At 67.6% G+C, this 17,367-nt stretch carries 12 protein-coding genes; all 12 read right to left on the bottom strand.

All coding sequences use genetic code 11. The annotated features are described in order from the left end of the window. Positions 1-4: 4 nt before the first annotated feature. Complete coding sequence (gene rplW, locus BAY60_RS08615) at positions 5-316, bottom strand: 50S ribosomal protein L23 (protein WP_112280220.1); 312 nt, start codon at positions 314-316, stop codon at positions 5-7. After that, entirely contained in the window at positions 313-1,002 is a 690-nt protein-coding gene (gene rplD, locus BAY60_RS08610; RefSeq protein ID WP_112280219.1) for a 50S ribosomal protein L4, read from the bottom strand. The genes rplW and rplD overlap by 4 nt, the downstream gene beginning before the upstream one ends. Beyond that, a complete protein-coding gene (rplC, locus tag BAY60_RS08605; RefSeq protein ID WP_112280218.1) occupies positions 999-1,655 on the bottom strand; it encodes a 50S ribosomal protein L3 in 657 nt (218 codons plus the stop codon). Before rplC ends, rplD begins: the two co-directional genes overlap by 4 nt. 31 nt (positions 1,656-1,686) lie before the next feature. Further along, positions 1,687-1,992 carry a 30S ribosomal protein S10 gene (gene rpsJ, locus BAY60_RS08600; RefSeq protein WP_003883485.1) on the bottom strand — a complete coding sequence of 102 codons (306 nt, stop codon included), beginning with the start codon at positions 1,990-1,992 and terminating at the stop codon, positions 1,687-1,689. 365 nt (positions 1,993-2,357) lie between these two features. Further along, complete coding sequence (tuf, locus tag BAY60_RS08595) at positions 2,358-3,551, bottom strand: elongation factor Tu (RefSeq protein WP_112280217.1); 1,194 nt, start codon at positions 3,549-3,551, stop codon at positions 2,358-2,360. Between the two features lie 205 nt (positions 3,552-3,756). Next, positions 3,757-5,856 carry an elongation factor G gene (fusA, locus tag BAY60_RS08590; RefSeq protein WP_112280216.1) on the bottom strand — a complete coding sequence of 700 codons (2,100 nt, stop codon included), beginning with the start codon at positions 5,854-5,856 and terminating at the stop codon, positions 3,757-3,759. Between the two features lie 72 nt (positions 5,857-5,928). Continuing rightward, on the bottom strand, positions 5,929-6,399 hold the full coding sequence (gene rpsG / locus BAY60_RS08585; RefSeq protein WP_112280215.1) for a 30S ribosomal protein S7: 471 nt from the start codon (positions 6,397-6,399) through the stop codon (positions 5,929-5,931). Continuing rightward, entirely contained in the window at positions 6,399-6,773 is a 375-nt protein-coding gene (rpsL, locus tag BAY60_RS08580; protein ID WP_003102113.1) for a 30S ribosomal protein S12, read from the bottom strand. The genes rpsG and rpsL overlap by 1 nt, the downstream gene beginning before the upstream one ends. A gap of 1,094 nt (positions 6,774-7,867) precedes the next feature. Next, positions 7,868-8,449: a DinB family protein gene (locus tag BAY60_RS08575; RefSeq protein WP_245992372.1), complete on the bottom strand. Its 582-nt coding sequence runs from the start codon at positions 8,447-8,449 to the stop codon at positions 7,868-7,870. 85 nt (positions 8,450-8,534) lie between these two features. Then, positions 8,535-12,446: a DNA-directed RNA polymerase subunit beta' gene (locus tag BAY60_RS08570; RefSeq protein ID WP_112280214.1), complete on the bottom strand. Its 3,912-nt coding sequence runs from the start codon at positions 12,444-12,446 to the stop codon at positions 8,535-8,537. Positions 12,447-12,544: 98 nt separating this feature from the next. Then, a complete protein-coding gene (rpoB, locus tag BAY60_RS08565; protein WP_112280213.1) occupies positions 12,545-16,036 on the bottom strand; it encodes a DNA-directed RNA polymerase subunit beta in 3,492 nt (1,163 codons plus the stop codon). Positions 16,037-16,399: 363 nt separating this feature from the next. Continuing rightward, on the bottom strand, positions 16,400-17,353 hold the full coding sequence (locus tag BAY60_RS08560; RefSeq protein ID WP_112280212.1) for a hypothetical protein: 954 nt from the start codon (positions 17,351-17,353) through the stop codon (positions 16,400-16,402). Positions 17,354-17,367: the final 14 nt, after the last annotated feature.

Raw genomic sequence — 17,367 nt, 5'->3', positions numbered from 1 at the left:
TCCCTTACGCGGCTGGTCCGCCGAAGATCTCGATCGGCCTGCTCTCGGCCGACAGCGTCACGATGGCCCGCTTGGTGTCCTTGCGCTTGCCGTAGCCGTAGCGGGTGCGCTTGCGCTTGCCGTTGCGGTTCAGCGTGTTCACGCTGATCACCTTGACGTCGAAGATCTTCTCGACCGCGATCTTGATCTGGGTCTTGTTGGCGTCAGGGTGGACGAGGAACGTGTACTTGTGGTCCTCGAGCAGCCCGTAGGACTTCTCGGAGATCACCGGCGCGAGAATCACGTCGCGCGGGTCGGGGATCGCCACCGAACTCACTGCTCGTCACTCCCTTCGGCCTCACTCGACGTCGCGGAGGCCTTGGCGCTCTTGCCCTTGGCAGGGCCCGCGAGGAACGCGTCGAACGCCGCCTTTGTGAAGACCACGTCGTCGTTGACCAGCACGTCGTAGGTGTTCAACTGGTCCGGCGTGATCAGGTGGACGTACGAAAGGTTCCGCGCCGACAGCCAGCTCAGCTCGTCGTCACGGTGGAGCACGACCAGCACGCGCTTGGCCTGCGTCACCGCGGCGAGGGCCCGCTTGGCGTCCTTCGTGGACGGCTTCTCGCCGGTGACCAGTTCGGTCACGACGTGCAGCTGGCCCTCGCGCGCCCGGTCGGAGAGGGCGCCACGCAGGGCGGCGGCCTTCATCTTCTTCGGGGTGCGCTGCGTGTAGTCGCGCGGCGTGGGGCCGTGCACCGTGCCGCCACCGGTGAACTGCGGCGCGCGGACCGAGCCCTGACGGGCGCGGCCGGTGCCCTTCTGCCGGTAGGGCTTGCGGCCACCACCGCGGACCTCGCCGCGGGTCTTGGTGTCGTGCGTGCCCTGGCGGGCCGCGGCCAGCTGAGCCACGACGACCTGGTGCATCAGCGGGATGTTCGCCTGCACGTCGAAAATCTCGGCAGGCAGCTCGACCGTGCCCTCGGCCTGCCCGGCAGGCGTCTTCAGCTCGATCGTCGCGGTCATGCCGTCACACCACCCTTCGCGGCGCTGCGGACGAAGATCAGGCCGCCCTTGGGGCCGGGGACCGCACCCTTGATCAGCAGCAGGCCGTCCTCGGCGCGCACCGAGTGCACGGTCAGGCCCTGCGTGGTAACCCGGTTGTTGCCCATCCGGCCTGCCATGCGCAGGCCCTTGAACACGCGGCCCGGCGTGGCGCAGCCGCCGATCGAGCCGGGTGCGCGGTGCTTCGCCTGGTTACCGTGGCTGGCGCCCTGGCCCTTGAAGCCGTGGCGCTTCATGACACCCGCGTAGCCCTTGCCCTTGGTGGTGCCGGTCACGTCGACCACGGCGCCGGTCTCGAAGAGCTCGGCGGTGATCTCCTGGCCCACCTCGTAGGTGTCGGCGTCGTTGGTGCGCAGCTCGGCGAGGTAACGCCGGGGCGTCACGCCTGCCTTGTCGAAGTGCCCGGTCCTCGGCTTGTTGACCTTGCGCGGGTCGATCTGGCCGAACGCCAGCTGTACGGCCGAGTAGCCGTCCTTGTCCTTGTCGCGCACCTGGGTCACCACGTTCGGCCCCGCCTGCACGACGGTCACCGGGATCACCCGGTTGTTCTCGTCGAACACCTGCGTCATGCCGAGCTTGGTGCCCAGAATGCCCTTCACTTGCCTGTCAGACATGAGTCTCTTATCTCCGCCGCTCGCCCAACGCTTACTGGATGTTCACGTCGACGCTCGCCGGAAGGTCGATGCGCATCAGCGCGTCGACCGTCTTCGGCGTCGGGTCCAGGATGTCGATCAGCCGCTTGTGCGTGCGCATCTCGAAGTGCTCGCGCGAGTCCTTGTACTTGTGCGGCGAGCGGATGACGCAGTAAACGTTCTTCTCGGTGGGCAGCGGCACCGGGCCGACGACCGAGGCGCCGGTGCGCGTCACCGTCTCCACGATCTTGCGCGCGCTGGCGTCGATCGCCTCGTGGTCGTAGGCCTTGAGCCTGATGCGGATCTTCTGTCCCGCCATGGTTCGCAGCTCGTTCCTTCGTCCTTTGACTCGGCCGACTCGCCATCGGCTCGTCAGCCCGAGTACCGTCTTGTGCCGCTATTTCCGCACGTCAACGACCAGGTCCCCGGTCCACGCGGTCGGGCGTGTCGCGCCCACCACGCAGACTGATCCCGTGGGATCGTTGTCGTGCCACTAGGTCTTCTTCGTGGAGCTCCGGCGCTGACCGGCCGCTCCCGACTCACGGAGGCCGCAAGTCCAGGACACTCGCGGCAGGGCGGCCGATTCCGTGTGGTGTTTCTTCCTTCGGGAATCGGCCGCCCCGCGTCGAGCAACCTTAATAGGATGCCATATCGAGAACCGGCACCCGCACCCGGGGTGGGTGCTTACTTGATGATCTTGGTGACCTGGCCGGCGCCGACGGTACGGCCACCCTCACGGATGGCGAACCGCAGACCCTCGTCCATGGCGACCGGCTGGATCAGCTTCACCGAGATCTCGGTGTTGTCGCCCGGCATGACCATCTCGGTGCCCTCGGGGAGGGTCACGACGCCGGTCACGTCGGTGGTGCGGAAGTAGAACTGCGGCCGGTAGTTGTTGAAGAACGGCGTGTGCCGGCCACCCTCGTCCTTGGACAGGATGTAGACCTGGCCCTCGAACTCGGTGTGCGGCGTGGTGGTGCCGGGCTTCGTGACGACCTGGCCACGCTCGACGTCCTCGCGCTTCACACCACGGAGCAGCAGGGCGGCGTTGTCGCCGGCCTGGCCGTAGTCGAGCATCTTGTTGAACATCTCGATGCTCGTCACCGTGGTCTTGCGGGAGTCGGGCCGGATGCCGACGATCTCGACCTCTTCGTTCAGCTTGATCTCGCCGCGCTCGATCCGGCCGGTGACGACCGTACCGCGACCGGTGATCGTGAAGACGTCCTCGATCGGCATCAGGAACGGCTTGTCGGTGGCACGCACCGGGTCCGGAACGCTCTCGTCGACGGCGTCCATGAGCTCGAGCACGCTCTGAGCCCACTTCTCGTCGCCCTCGAGGGCCTTGAGGCCGGAGACCTTGACCACCGGAGCGTCGTCGCCGGGGAACTCCTGAGCCGACAGCAGCTCACGGACCTCCATCTCGACGAGCTCGAGGATCTCCTCGTCGTCGACCATGTCGGCCTTGTTGAGGGCCACCACGATGTAGGGCACACCCACCTGACGGGCGAGCAGCACGTGCTCACGCGTCTGCGGCATCGGGCCGTCGGTCGCCGCGACCACGAGGATCGCGCCGTCCATCTGAGCGGCACCGGTGATCATGTTCTTGATGTAGTCGGCGTGCCCAGGAGCGTCGACGTGCGCGTAGTGGCGCTTCTCCGTCTGGTACTCGACGTGCGAGATGTTGATCGTGATGCCGCGCTGCTTCTCCTCAGGCGCGTTGTCGATCTGGTCGAACGCACGCGACTGGTTGAGCTCGGGGTACTTCTCGTGGAGAACCTTGGTGATCGCCGCGGTCAGCGTGGTCTTGCCGTGGTCGACGTGACCGATGGTGCCGATGTTGACGTGCGGCTTGCTCCGCTCGAACTTCGCCTTCGCCACTGGAATTGTCCTCCTGGACTTTCTTGCTCGCCTGCCGACGTGGCAGCCGCAGGCGACTCGATCTGGTCGGTTGTGCGGACCTTAGGGGAGGCCCCTTTCGCGCCCGCGTTGGGTGCTCCGGGTTCTTACTCCCCCGTCGCCACGGTGTCGTATGAAAGGCTCCGGAGTCGCTCCGCTCCTCGTTCGCTTGCGCTCACTGCGATGCTCACTCCCCCGTCGCCTTCGCGATGATCTCCTTCGCGACGTTCGACGGAACCTCCGCGTAGGAGTCGAACTGCATGGAGTAGTTCGCACGACCCTGGGTCTTCGACCGCAGGTCGCCCACGTAACCGAACATCTCCGACAGCGGCACGAGCGCCTTCACGACGCGCGTACCCGACCGCTCCTCCATGGCCTGGATCTGGCCACGGCGGGAGTTCAGGTCACCGATGACGTCGCCCATGTAGTCCTCGGGCGTGGTCACCTCGACCGCCATCATCGGCTCCAGCAGTACCGGGTTCGCCTTCTTCGCGGCTTCCTTCATCGCCATCGAACCGGCGATCTTGAAGGCCATCTCCGAAGAGTCGACCTCGTGGTACGCACCATCCAACAGGGTGAACTTCAACCCGACGAGCGGGTAGCCGGCCAGGACGCCGTACTGCATGGCGTCCTGGGCGCCCGCGTCGACCGACGGGATGTACTCCCTCGGCACGCGGCCACCGGTCACCTTGTTGTCGAACTCGTACAGCGCGCCATCCGTGGTCTCGAGCGGCTCGAGCTTGATGATGACCTTGGCGAACTGCCCGGAGCCACCCGTCTGCTTCTTGTGGGTGTACTCCAGCTTGTCGATGGTCTTCCGGATGGTCTCCCGGTAGGCCACCTGCGGCTTGCCGATGTTCGCCTCGACCTTGAAGTCGGACTTCATCCGGTTGACGAGGACCTCGAGGTGGAGCTCGCCCATGCCCTCGATGATCGTCTGACCGGTCTCCTCGTCCTGGCTGACGCGGAAGGTCGGGTCCTCGTCGGCCAGCTTCTGGATCGCGGTGGAGAGCTTCTCCTGGTCGGCCTTCGTCTTGGGCTCGATCGCGACCTTGATGACCGGCTCGGGGAAGGTCATCGACTCCAGCACGATCGGGTTCTGCGGGTCCGCCAGGGTGTCACCCGTGGTGGTGTCCTTCAGCCCCTGCACCGCGTAGATGTGGCCGGCCTGCGCCTCGTCGACCGGGTTCTCCTTGTTGGAGTGCATCTGGAAGAGCTTGCCGATGCGCTCCTTGCGCTCCTTGGTCGCGTTGATGACCTGGGAGCCGGAGGAGACCTTGCCCGAGTAGACGCGGATGTAGGTCAGCTTGCCGTAGAACGGGTGCACGGCGACCTTCGACACCAGCGCCGAGAACGGCTCGTCGGTCGACGGCTTGCGCGACGCCTTGGTCTCGCCGTCGAGCAGCAGACCCTCGACCGGCGGGACGTCCATCGGCGCGGGCAGGTAGTCGATCACGGCGTCGAGCATGGGCTGCACGCCCTTGTTCTTGAACGCCGAGCCTGCCAGCACCGGGAAGGCCTCCCTGGCGATGGTCAGCTTGCGGATGCCCGCCTTGATCTCCGCCTCGGTCAGCTCCTCGCCGCCGAAGTACTTCTCCATCAGCTCGTCGTCGGTCTCGGCGACCGCCTCGATGAGCTTGTCGCGGTACTCCGCGGCCGTGTCGGCGAGGTCGGCCGGGATCTCCTCGACCTCGTAGTCCTCGCCCTTCTTGACGTCACCACGCCAGGTCAGCGCCTTCATGCGGACGAGGTCGACGACACCCTGGAAGTCGCTCTCGGCACCGATGGGCAGCTGGATGACCAGCGGGCGGGCGCCGAGGCGCTCGGAGATGGTGCGGACGGTGAAGTAGAAGTCGGCGCCCAGCTTGTCCATCTTGTTGACGAAGCAGATGCGCGGGACCTCGTACTTGTCGGCCTGCCGCCAGACCTGCTCGGACTGGGGCTCGACACCCTCCTTGCCGTCGAACACGGCAACGGCACCGTCGAGCACGCGCAGGGAACGCTCCACCTCGACGGTGAAGTCGACGTGGCCCGGCGTGTCGATGATGTTGATCTGGTAGTCGTTCCAGAAGGTGGTGGTGGCAGCCGAGGTGATGGTGATACCCCGCTTCTGCTCCTCCTCCATCCAGTCCATCGTCGCGGCGCCGTCGTGCACCTCGCCGATCTTGTAGTTGATCCCGGTGTAGAACAGGATCCGCTCGGTGGTGGTGGTCTTACCGGCGTCGATGTGGGCCATGATGCCGATGTTGCGGACCTTGCTCAGGTCGGTCAGCACGTCACGTGCCACTTCAGTGTTCCCCTGTCTCAAACGTGGGGCCCGGCATTGGCTCGATCAGTCGGACCGGGCGGTGTTCGTTGCTCACCAGCGGTAGTGAGCGAAAGCCTTGTTGGACTCGGCCATCTTGTGAGTGTCCTCGCGGCGCTTCACGCTGGCCCCGAGGCCGTTGCTCGCGTCGAGCAGCTCGTTCTGCAGGCGCTCGATCATGGTCTTCTCCCGGCGCTGCCGCGCGAAGGTCACGATCCAGCGAAGCGCAAGGGTCGTCGAGCGGCCCGGCTTGACCTCGATCGGCACCTGGTAGGTGGCGCCACCGACCCGGCGGCTCTTCACCTCGAGGGTGGGCCGCACGTTGTCGAGCGCACGCTTCAGCGTGACGACCGGGTCGGTGCCGGTCTTCTCGCGAGCGCCTTCCATCGCGCCGTAGACGATGCGCTCGGCCAGCGAGCGCTTGCCGTCCGTCAGCACCTTATTCACCAGCTGGGTGACGAGCGGCGAGGCGTAGACGGGGTCAGCGATCAGTGGCCGCTTCGGGGCCGGACCCTTGCGGGGCATTAGCTCTTCTCCTTCTTCGCGCCATACCGGCTGCGCGCCTGCTTGCGGTTCTTCACACCCTGCGTGTCGAGGGAGCCGCGGATGATCTTGTAGCGAACACCCGGGAGGTCCTTCACACGACCGCCGCGCACGAGCACCATCGAGTGCTCCTGCAGGTTGTGCCCCTCACCGGGAATGTAGGCCGTGACCTCGATGCCGCTGGTCAGCTTCACACGCGCGACCTTGCGCAGCGCCGAGTTCGGCTTCTTGGGCGTCGTGGTGTACACGCGGGTGCACACGCCGCGCCGCTGCGGGCTCCCCTTGAGCGCCGCGGTCTTCTGCTTGGCAGCCTTGTCCTGGCGGCCCTTGCGGACCAGCTGCTGGATCGTGGGCAATGGACCAGCTTTCTGTCGCGTCCTGTAGCTCTACTTGTCTCCCCGGCCCCCGCGGTCGGGCGTGTCGGCCCGCGTCAGGATCTTCCGATCCGTTAACTTCCCATCGGGATTTCCGTGGAGCCCCGCCTGACCGAGACCGCGGGTGGGCACCTGAGTACCCAGCCGTGGCCACACGGCACCGGAGCAGCCCGACGCGTGCCGGGCACGGTCGTCAAAGATACCCGCCCACTCTGAGAGCGACCACATCGGGGTCCGTTTCGGCCCATGACGCGGCACGGACGGGTGGCTTACAGGACCAGTTTACCGGATCCTCGCCTGCGCGCAGGCCGGATGCGCGATCATCGAGCCGCGTCGAGCACCCGTGACCACCACCCTAGCTGGGGTGGCAAGCAGTGTCAGCCGAGTGCGACCGGCTCGTCGCTCAGTTCGAGCAGGTCCGGCCGACGCTGAAGGACGTCGACGAGCAGTTCGCGAGCCTCGGCCGGATACACGGCCGCCCACCGAACTGGAGGTCGTGGCCACATCACCCGATCGACTGAGCACGGTGGCCGCCGGTCCCGAGCGGTGCGGAAGGGCTTCGGCACCATGACCGGCAAGGAGAGGGCTGATTCGACGTGCCGGCGTGGCTGCCGGACGATCCGGCCGGGTGGATCCGGCTCGTTCCGCTCGCCATGGGCCTGGCCTGGTGGGGCACGCGGCGCCTGCGCGTGGCGTCGTTCGCTGCCGGCGGTGCCCGGGGTAGGTGTTCCACACCCGGGAGCGCGCACGCGTACCGAGACGTCGGCAGGTCACCCCGGCACGTACAGCGACGACTCGCGCTACGACCACGTGGTGACCGGCCCGGCATGACGGGCTACAACACCGGCTTCCCCCTGAGCCCGCCCGCGACATTCTGCCCGCGAAACGCGCCCGGCCTGCCGCCCCGGGGCGCGTTTCGCGGGCAGAACGCACCCCGGCGGACTCCACGACGGGGCCGGCGACGGGTGCCCGGCGCAGCGGCGCGGTGAGCGGCCCGCACCCCCGGACGGGCCCGGCGACGACAGTTTGCCCGCTAAACGCGCTGGGGGACGGGGCCGGCGACGACAGTGAGCCCGCTAAACGCGGTCCGGGGTGACGTCGTGCCAGTGGTGGACGGGGTCGTGGATGAAATAGCGGGCGAAGGTGTCCACCGTGAAATGGGCTCCGTCGCTGCGCGTGCCGGTGCGCTGCCACTGGTCCTCCCGCACCTGTTCGAAGCGCACGGCGAGGGCCTCCGCCGCCTCGGCGAGTTCCACCGCCACCCGGTGCGGGTCCTGCTCGGCGTACCGCTCGGTGACCGCCGTCTCGTCCTGGTCCCAGTTCGGGAAGGCCGGGCCGTCCTCGGACAGCATGAGCACCAGACGCTCGTCGTAGAGCCGGAAGACGTCCCGGACATGGCAGGCGTACTCCAGCGGCGACCACTTGTCTGGCCGCGGCCGGGTCCGCACGTCCTCCCCCGCGTCCAGCAGTTGCCTCCAGGACGCCGCGTTCATTCGCAGCATCGCGGGCACCTGCTGCGGCGTGATGGACGACGCGTCGAATCCGCACTCGGTGCAGGTGCGGTGCAGGACCCAGGTCCAGTCCTTCGTGTCAGGCGTAATCACGAGCAGATCGTCACCCGCCGCGCCCCAGAGCACCAGCGAGAATCCGTTGCGCACCGTTAAGCGACGCTGAACGGCACTCGGCCCCGGGGCGCGGGAGGCACCCCGGGGCCGAGCGGATCATCCGGCTACGCAGACGAGATCAGCGGAAGTCACGACCGAAGTCGTAGTCGTCCAGCGGCACCGCGGCGCCGGTACCGGTCCCGAACACGTCCGGGGTGTAGTAGCCGTCGTCGTAGGACGGGATCGCGTACGCCGCGACCCGCGCCTCCTCGGTCGGCTGCACCTGGATGTTGCGGTACCGGTTGATGCCCGTGCCGGCCGGGATCAACTTACCGATGATCACGTTCTCCTTCAGGCCCACGAGCTTGTCGCTGCGGCCGTTGATCGCCGCGTCGGTCAGGACACGCGTGGTCTCCTGGAACGACGCCGCCGACAGCCACGAGTCCGTGGTCAGCGAGGCCTTCGTGATGCCCATCAGCACCGGGCGGCCCGAGGCGGGCTCGCCGCCCTCGGCCACCGCCTGCCGGTTGATCTGCTCGAAGCGCGTGCGCTCGGGCAGCTCGCCGGGCAGGAACTCGGTGGCACCGGAGTCGATGATCGTCACGCGGCGCAGCATCTGCCGCACGATGACCTCGATGTGCTTGTCGTGGATCGACACGCCCTGCGCCCGGTACACCTTCTGGACCTCGTCCACGAGGTGCATCTGCGCCTCGCGCGGACCCATGACACGCAGCACCTCGTGCGGGTCCGGCGTGCCCTCGAGCAGCAGCTGGCCGACGTTGACGTGGTCGCCGTCCGCCAGCGGGCCGTTCGGGCCGACCGCGAGCCGCTGCCGCTTCGACAGCTTGTCGAAGACGATCTCCTCGCTGCCGTCGTCCGGGATGAGCGTGATCTTCCAGAACCGCTCGCTCTCCTCGATGCGCACGCGGCCATCGACGTCGGCGATCGGCGCCTTGCCCTTCGGCACCCGGGCCTCGAACAGCTCGGTCACACGCGGCAGACCGGTCGTGATGTCGTCACCAGCGACACCACCCTGGTGGAAGGTACGCATGGTCAGCTGCGTGCCCGGCTCACCGATCGACTGGGCCGCGACGATACCTACGGCCTCGCCGACGTCCACCAGCTTGCCGGTGGCCATCGAGCGGCCGTAGCACATCGCGCAGACACCCTGCGCCGACTCGCAGGTCAGCACGCTGCGCACCTTGACCCTGGTGATGCCACTGGAGACCAGCGTCTCGATGGCCGGGTCGCCGAGGTCGTCGCCCGCGTTGAGCACCACGTTGCCCTGCGCGTCCACCGCGTCGGAGGCGAGGCAGCGCGCGTAGGCGCTGGTCTCCACGTGCTGGGACCGCACGATCCGGCCGTCGCCGAGGTCCTCCGCGATGGTCATGTTGATGCCGCGGCTGGTGGCGCAGTCGATCTCGCGCACGATGACGTCCTGCGACACGTCCACCAGACGACGGGTCAGGTAACCCGAGTCGGCGGTCCGCAGCGCGGTGTCGGCCAGGCCCTTCCTGGCGCCGTGGGTGGCGATGAAGTACTCCGCCACCGAAAGGCCCTCACGGAAGTTCGACTTGATCGGCCGCGGGATGTACTCACCCTTCGGGTTGGACACCAGACCGCGCATACCGGCCAGCGACCGGACCTGGGTCATGTTGCCCGCCGCACCGGACTTCACGATCATCGCGATCGGGTTGTCCTCGGGGAAGTGCTCCTCCATGACCTTGGCCACGTCCTCCGTCGCCTGGCCCCACACCTTGACGAGCTCGTTGTTGCGCTCGGCGTGCGAGAGCTGACCACGCTGGTAGCGCTTCTCCACCTGGGCGGCCCTGGCCTCGTACTGGTCCAGGATCTCCTTCTTCTCCGGCGGCACCAGCACGTCGGAGATGGCGACCGTGACACCGGAGCGCGTGGCCCAGTGGAAGCCGGCGTCCTTGAGCCGGTCCAGGGTCTGCGCGACCTGCGTCATCGAGTAGCGCTCGGCGAGGTCGTTGACGATGACCGCCTGCCGCTTCTTCGGCAGCGGCTCGTTGACGAACGGGTAGTCCGCCGGGAGCAGCTCGTTGAACAGCACGCGGCCCAGGGTCGTCTCGGCCAGCCACGGCTGGCCGGGCTCCCAGCCCGCCTCGCGCAGCGTCGGCTCCTCGGCCTTCGGCGGCTGCCGGTCCTTGACCCGGATCTTCACCGGGGCGTGCAGGCCGACCTGCTTCATGTCGAACGCCATGATGGCCTCGGCCACCGACGAGTAGGACTTGCCCGCGCCGAGCGCGTTCTCGTCCTGCCGCGTCAGGTGGAACAGGCCGGTCACCATGTCCAGTCGCGGCATGGCCAGCGGACGGCCCGACGCCGGCGACAGGATGTTGTTCGCCGACAGCATCAGGATGCGTGCCTCGGCCTGCGCCTCCGCCGACAGCGGGAGGTGCACGGCCATCTGGTCACCGTCGAAGTCGGCGTTGAACGCCTCGCAGACCAGCGGGTGCAGCTGGATGGCCTTGCCTTCCACCAGCTGCGGCTCGAAGGCCTGGATACCGAGGCGGTGCAGCGTCGGCGCACGGTTGAGCAGCACCGGGTGCCCGTTGATGACCTCTTCCAGCACGTCCCACACCTGCGGGCGGGCCCGCTCCACCATCCGCTTGGCGGACTTGATGTTCTGCGCGTGGTTGAGGTCCACCAGCCGCTTCATGACGAACGGCTTGAACAGCTCGAGCGCCATGTCCTTCGGCAGGCCGCACTGGTGCAGCTTCAGCTGCGGGCCGACGATGATGACCGAACGGCCCGAGTAGTCGACCCGCTTGCCGAGCAGGTTCTGCCGGAACCGGCCCTGCTTGCCCTTGAGCAGGTCGGACAGCGACTTCAGCGGCCGGTTGCCCGGGCCGGTCACCGGACGGCCACGGCGGCCGTTGTCGAACAGCGCGTCGACGGCCTCCTGCAGCATCCGCTTCTCGTTGTTGACGATGATCTCGGGCGCGCCGAGGTCGATCAGTCGCTTGAGGCGGTTGTTGCGGTTGATGACCCGGCGGTACAGGTCGTTGAGGTCCGACGTGGCGAACCGGCCACCGTCGAGCTGCACCATCGGGCGCAGCTCCGGCGGGATCACCGGCACCGCGTCGAGCACCATGCCGCGCGGGTCGTTGCCGGTCGCCTGGAACGCGGCGACGACCTTGAGCCGCTTGAGGGCGCGGAGCTTCTTCTGCCCCTTGCCGTTGCGGATGGTCTCGCGCAGCGACTCGGCCTCAGCGTCGACGTCGAACTCGGTGGCCAGCTTCTGGATGGCCTCCGCGCCCATGCCGCCGGTGAAGTACTCGCCGTAGCGGTCGACCAGCTCGCGGTAGAGCTGCTCGTCGACGATCAGCTGACGCGGCTCGAGCTTGGTGAACGTCGACCAGACCTCCTCGAGCCGGTCCAGCTCACGCTGGGCCCGGTCGCGGATCTGGCGCATCTCACGCTCGCCGCCCTCCTTGACCTTGCGGCGGACGTCGGACTTGGCGCCCTCGCCCTCCAGCTCGGCCAGGTCGGCCTCGAGCTTCTGCGCCCGCGCCTCGATGTCGGCGTCGCGCTTGGCCTCGATGTTCTTGCGCTCGACGCTGATCTCGTTCTCCAGCGTCGGCTGGTCGTTGTGCCGCAGCTCGGTGTTCACGCTCGTGATCACGTACGCCGCGAAGTAGATGATCTTCTCGAGGTCCTTCGGCGCCAGGTCCAGCAGGTAGCCCAGCCGCGAGGGAACACCCTTGAAGTACCAGATGTGGGTGACCGGTGCGGCCAGCTCGATGTGGCCCATGCGCTCACGGCGGACCTTGGCCCTGGTCACCTCGACGCCGCAGCGCTCGCAGATGATGCCCTTGAACCGGACCCGCTTGTACTTGCCGCAGTAGCATTCCCAGTCGCGGGTCGGACCGAAGATCTTCTCGCAGAAGAGCCCGTCCTTCTCCGGCTTGAGCGTGCGGTAGTTGATGGTCTCCGGCTTCTTGACCTCACCGAAGGACCACTGGCGAATGTCGTCGGCGGTGGCCAGCCCGATCCGGAGCTCATCGAAGAAATTGACGTCCAGCACGTCCTTGCATCCCCTTGGGGTTGATTCGGCTAGAGGGGTCGGCTACCCGGGCGGGAAGGGCACGCGGGAGGTGTGTCCTTCCCGCCCGGATGGCTGGGTCATTGCACGACGTCGTCCACCGAGGGCGACTCGTTGCGGGACAGGTTGATGCCCAGGTTCGCGGCGGCGCGTTCGAGGTCCTCGTCGTCGGAGTCGCGCATCTCGATGGCGGCCCCGTCACTCGAGAGCACCTCGACGTTGAGGCACAGCGACTGAAGCTCCTTCAGCAGCACCTTGAACGACTCGGGGATCCCCGGCGACGGCATGTTCTCGCCCTTGACGATGGCCTCGTAGACCTTCACGCGGCCGAGCACGTCGTCGGACTTGATGGTGAGCAGCTCCTGCAGCGTGTACGCCGCGCCGTAGGCCTGCATCGCCCAGCACTCCATCTCACCGAAGCGCTGGCCACCGAACTGCGCCTTACCACCCAGCGGCTGCTGGGTGATCATCGAGTACGGACCCGTCGACCGGGCGTGGATCTTGTCGTCCACCATGTGGTGCAGCTTCAGGATGTACATGTAGCCCACCGACACCGGGTACGGGAACGGCTCGCCGGAGCGCCCGTCGAGCAGCGTCGCCTTGCCGTCGGCGTCGACCATGCGGTCGCCGTCGCGGTTCGGCTTGGTGCAGGACAGCAGCCCCATGAGCTCCTGCTCCTTGGCGCCGTCGAACACCGGGGTCGCGGTGTTCGTCCCGGGCTCGACGTCGCGCAGCTCCTCCGAGAGGTTCTTCGCCCAGTCCGGGGCGCCCTCGACCTTCCAGCCCTGCGAGGCCAGCCAGCCGAGGTGCAGCTCCAGGATCTGGCCGATGTTCATCCGTCGCGGCACACCGTGGGTGTTCAGCACGATGTCGACCGGGGTGCCGTCCTCCATGAACGGCATGTCCTCGACCGGCAGGATCTTGCCGATGACGCCCTTGTTGCCGTGCCGGCCGGCGAGCTTGTCGCCGTCCTGGATCTTGCTCTTCTTGGCCACGTAGACGCGGACGAGCTCGTTGACGCCCGGGGGCAGCTCGTCGTCGTCCTCGCGGGAGAACACCCGGATGCCGATGACCTTGCCGGTCTCGCCGTGCGGCACCTTCAGCGAGGTGTCCCGGACCTCGCGGGCCTTCTCGCCGAAGATCGCGCGCAGCAGCCGCTCCTCCGGCGTCAGCTCGGTCTCGCCCTTCGGCGTGACCTTGCCGACCAGGATGTCGCCGTCACGGACCTCGGCGCCGATGCGGATGATGCCGCGCTCGTCGAGGTCGGCCAGCACGTCCTCGGAGACGTTCGGGATGTCCCTGGTGATCTCCTCGGCACCGAGCTTGGTGTCACGGGCGTCGATCTCGTGCTCCTCGATGTGGATCGAGGTGAGCACGTCGTCCTGGACGAGCCGCTGCGAGATGACGATGGCGTCCTCGTAGTTGTGGCCCTCCCACGGCATGACCGCCACGAGCAGGTTCTTGCCGAGCGCCATCTCGCCGTTGTCCGTGGACGGCCCGTCGGCGATGACCTGGCCCTTCTCGATGCGGTCGCCCTCGTTGACCACCGGCCGGTGGTTGAAGCACGTGCCCGCGTTGGTGCGGCGGAACTTGTACAGCCCGTAGCTCTTGCGCGTGCCGTCGTCGTGCATGACGGTCACCATGTCGGCCGAGAGCTCCTCGACCACGCCTGCCTGCTCGGCGACGATCACGTCACCGGCGTCGACGGCGGCGGTGAGCTCCACGCCCGTTCCGACCAGCGGGGCCTCGTTGCGCAGCAGCGGAACGGCCTGCCGCTGCATGTTGGCACCCATCAGCGCGCGGTTGGCGTCGTCGTGCTCGAGGAACGGGATCATGCCGGTGGCGACGGAGACCATCTGCCGCGGCGACACGTCCATGTAGTCGATCTCGAGCGGGTCGAGCAGCTCGACCTCGCCGCCCTTCCTCCGGCCCAGCACCTGGTCCTCGGCGAAGTGGCCGTCGTCGGTGAGCGGCGCGTTGGCCTGCGCCTTGACGAAACGGTCCTCCTCGTCGGCGGTCAGGTAGTGCACCTCGTCGGTGACCTGACCCTCGACGACCTTCCGGTACGGCGTCTCGATGAAGCCGAACGGGTTGACCCGCGCGTAGGAGCACAGCGAGCCGATGAGGCCGATGTTGGGACCTTCCGGCGTCTCGATCGGGCACATCCGGCCGTAGTGGCTGGGGTGCACGTCGCGGACGTCCATGCCGGCGCGCTCACGGGAAAGGCCGCCGGGGCCCAGCGCCGAGAGGCGGCGCTTGTGGGTCAAGCCCGACAGCGGGTTGTTCTGGTCCATGAACTGCGACAGCTGGGAGGTTCCAAAGAACTCCTTGATCGCGGCGACGACCGGGCGGATGTTGATCAGGGTCTGCGGCGTGATCGCCTCGACGTCCTGAGTGGTCATCCGCTCACGGACCACGCGCTCCATGCGGGAGAGGCCGACCCGGATCTGGTTCTGGATCAGCTCGCCGACGGTGCGCAGGCGGCGGTTGCCGAAGTGGTCGATGTCGTCGGTCTCGACCGGCACCTCGGTCTCGCCACGCTGCATCGTCTCCTCGCCCGCGTGCAGGCGGACGAGGTACTCGATGGTGGTGACGATGTCCTCTTCGGTGAGCGTGCCGGTGTCGTAGGGCAGGTCGAGGCCGAGCTTCTTGTTGATCTTGTACCGGCCGACCTTGGCGAGGTCGTAGCGCTTGTCCTTGAAGAACAGGTTCTCCAGGAGCGTCTGGGCGCTCTCCTTCGTCGGCGGCTCACCGGGGCGCAGCTTCCGGTAGATGTCGAGCAGCGCCTCGTCGGTCCCCGCGGTGTGGTCCTTCTCCAGGGTCGCGAGCAGCGTCTCGGAGAAGGCGAAGCGCTCCCGGATCGCCTCGGTGGTCCAGCCGAGCGCCTTGAGCAGCACGGTGACGGGCTGGCGGCGCTTGCGGTCGATGCGGACACCCACGGTGTCGCGCTTGTCGACGTCGAACTCGAGCCACGCACCACGACTCGGAATGATCTTGACGCTGAAGACGTCCTTGTCGGTCGTCTTGTCGACGGCCTGGTCGAAGTACACACCCGGCGAACGGACGAGCTGCGACACGACGACGCGCTCGGTGCCGTTGATGATGAAGGTGCCCTTGTCGGTCATCACGGGGAAGTCGCCCATGAAGACCGTCTGGCTCTTGATCTCACCGGTGTTGTTGTTGACGAACTCGGCGGTGACGAACAGCGGCGCCGCGTAGGTCATGTCCTTGTCCTTGCACTCCTCGACGGAGGCCTTGACCTCGTCGAAGCGCGGGTCGGAGAAGGACAGGGACATGGATCCGGAGAAGTCCTCGATCGGGGAGATCTCGTTGAGGACCTCCTCCAGACCACCGACCGGGTTCTCCTCGCCCTCGTCGACGGCGCGTGCGTACCACGCCTCCGCGCCGGTAAACCATTCGAATGACCGAATCTGCACGTCAAGCAGGTCTGGAGTGCTCAGCGGCTCGCGGATCTTCGCGAACGAAACCCGCTTCGGTGCTCCAGGAATTCCCGTTAGCTCTCGTGTCGAGGTGGTCGCAGCAGTGGCCTGGTTCGCGGGAGAGACTGCCAAGATGCGTCCTTCCGGGGACATAGCGGTTGAGCAGCCGCGCTAGCAACGAGCAACGCGTACTGTCAAGGGTGCGGTGTTGCCGACCATCCTAGCTACCGTAAATAGGCAGCCTGAAAGTGGGCAGCGCAAACAAGCAGTCTAGCCCCGAAGACGGCACTTGTCGAGGGGGCGCGCCGGACGGGCGCCCAGCCTCTCTCACTCGTCTTCTGGCTCGCCTCCCGCACGGCGCGCCGTTGCCTGTAAGCGTGAACCCCCGCGGACGCTGAGTCAAGCGCCCACGAGGGGTCCGCACCGTTTGACCCGCTCGGAGCAGGCGTCAACCCGAGCCCCACGTGCCCCGTGCGCCACAGCCGGCCACGCTCCTCAGTTGCCCGCGGAGCCGCCCGTGCCACTCGCCGGGGGTGCCTGCCGGCCGGGAGCCGGCGTGGGCGCCGGCTGGCCCGCCGTGTAGGTGTCCATGTTGGTCACCTTCCACTGGTCGTCGCGCTTCTCCGTGATGAACCACAGCGCCGCGCTGCCCGCCGACGTCTGGTTGTCCTGCGTCCTGGTGGCCGTCTGGTCGATGTACACCATGACCTTGGCGCGGTCGTCCTCGAGCGCCACGACCGCGCTGCGGGTGGCCTTCACGGTGACGACGATCTTCTGCTCGGGCGCACGCTTGCGCACGTCGCTCATCAGCGCGTCGTAGGTCTTGCGGACCTCGTCGTTGACGAGCAGCTCGTCGGCGGCCTTCTCGGTCTTGCCGATGTCGTTGTAGTCGATGGAGAACAGGCGCTCGGCTGCGCTGCTCATCGCGTCCTTGACCTGCGCGGTGGCGGCCACGTCGATGAGCGCCGTGTTGTCCGTGGCGGCGCTGACCTCGCTGTGGCGGTACTTGAACAGCACCGCGAGCCCGCTGAACACCACGGCCAGCACGAGCAGCACGGCGACGGCCGCATAGCCACGCCCTGCTCCGCGGCCACGCGCGCCGTCCTGCCGCTCCGTCCGCTCGGACGGCGTGGCCTCGGCGAGGTCGTCCTCGCTCTCCGGCTTCGGAGTGCCGGTGTCGCGAGCCTTGCGGCGCGGACCTGGCTTCGGCGCCGCGGGCTCGTCGGCAGGCTCCCCGGCCTGCTCGGCCTGCTCGGCTTCCTCCACCGGCTCGGCAGAGGCGGTCTCCGGCTCGGCGGTCTCCGTGACCTCGGGGGTCTCCTCGGGCTCCTGCGGCTCCGGCCGCGGCCGGGCGGGACGGACCGACGGCCCCGCCGGCTTGCGCAGGCCGGCGACCCGGGGACGCCGGGACGGCTCGCTCGCGCCGGGAATGCGGCGGGAAGGTGGCACGACTGACTCCGTTC

It is taken from the genome of Prauserella muralis, from assembly GCF_003202285.1.
GTDB lineage: Bacteria > Actinomycetota > Actinomycetes > Mycobacteriales > Pseudonocardiaceae > Prauserella_B > Prauserella_B muralis.
This window is presented reverse-complemented; position numbering and strand designations above follow the sequence as displayed.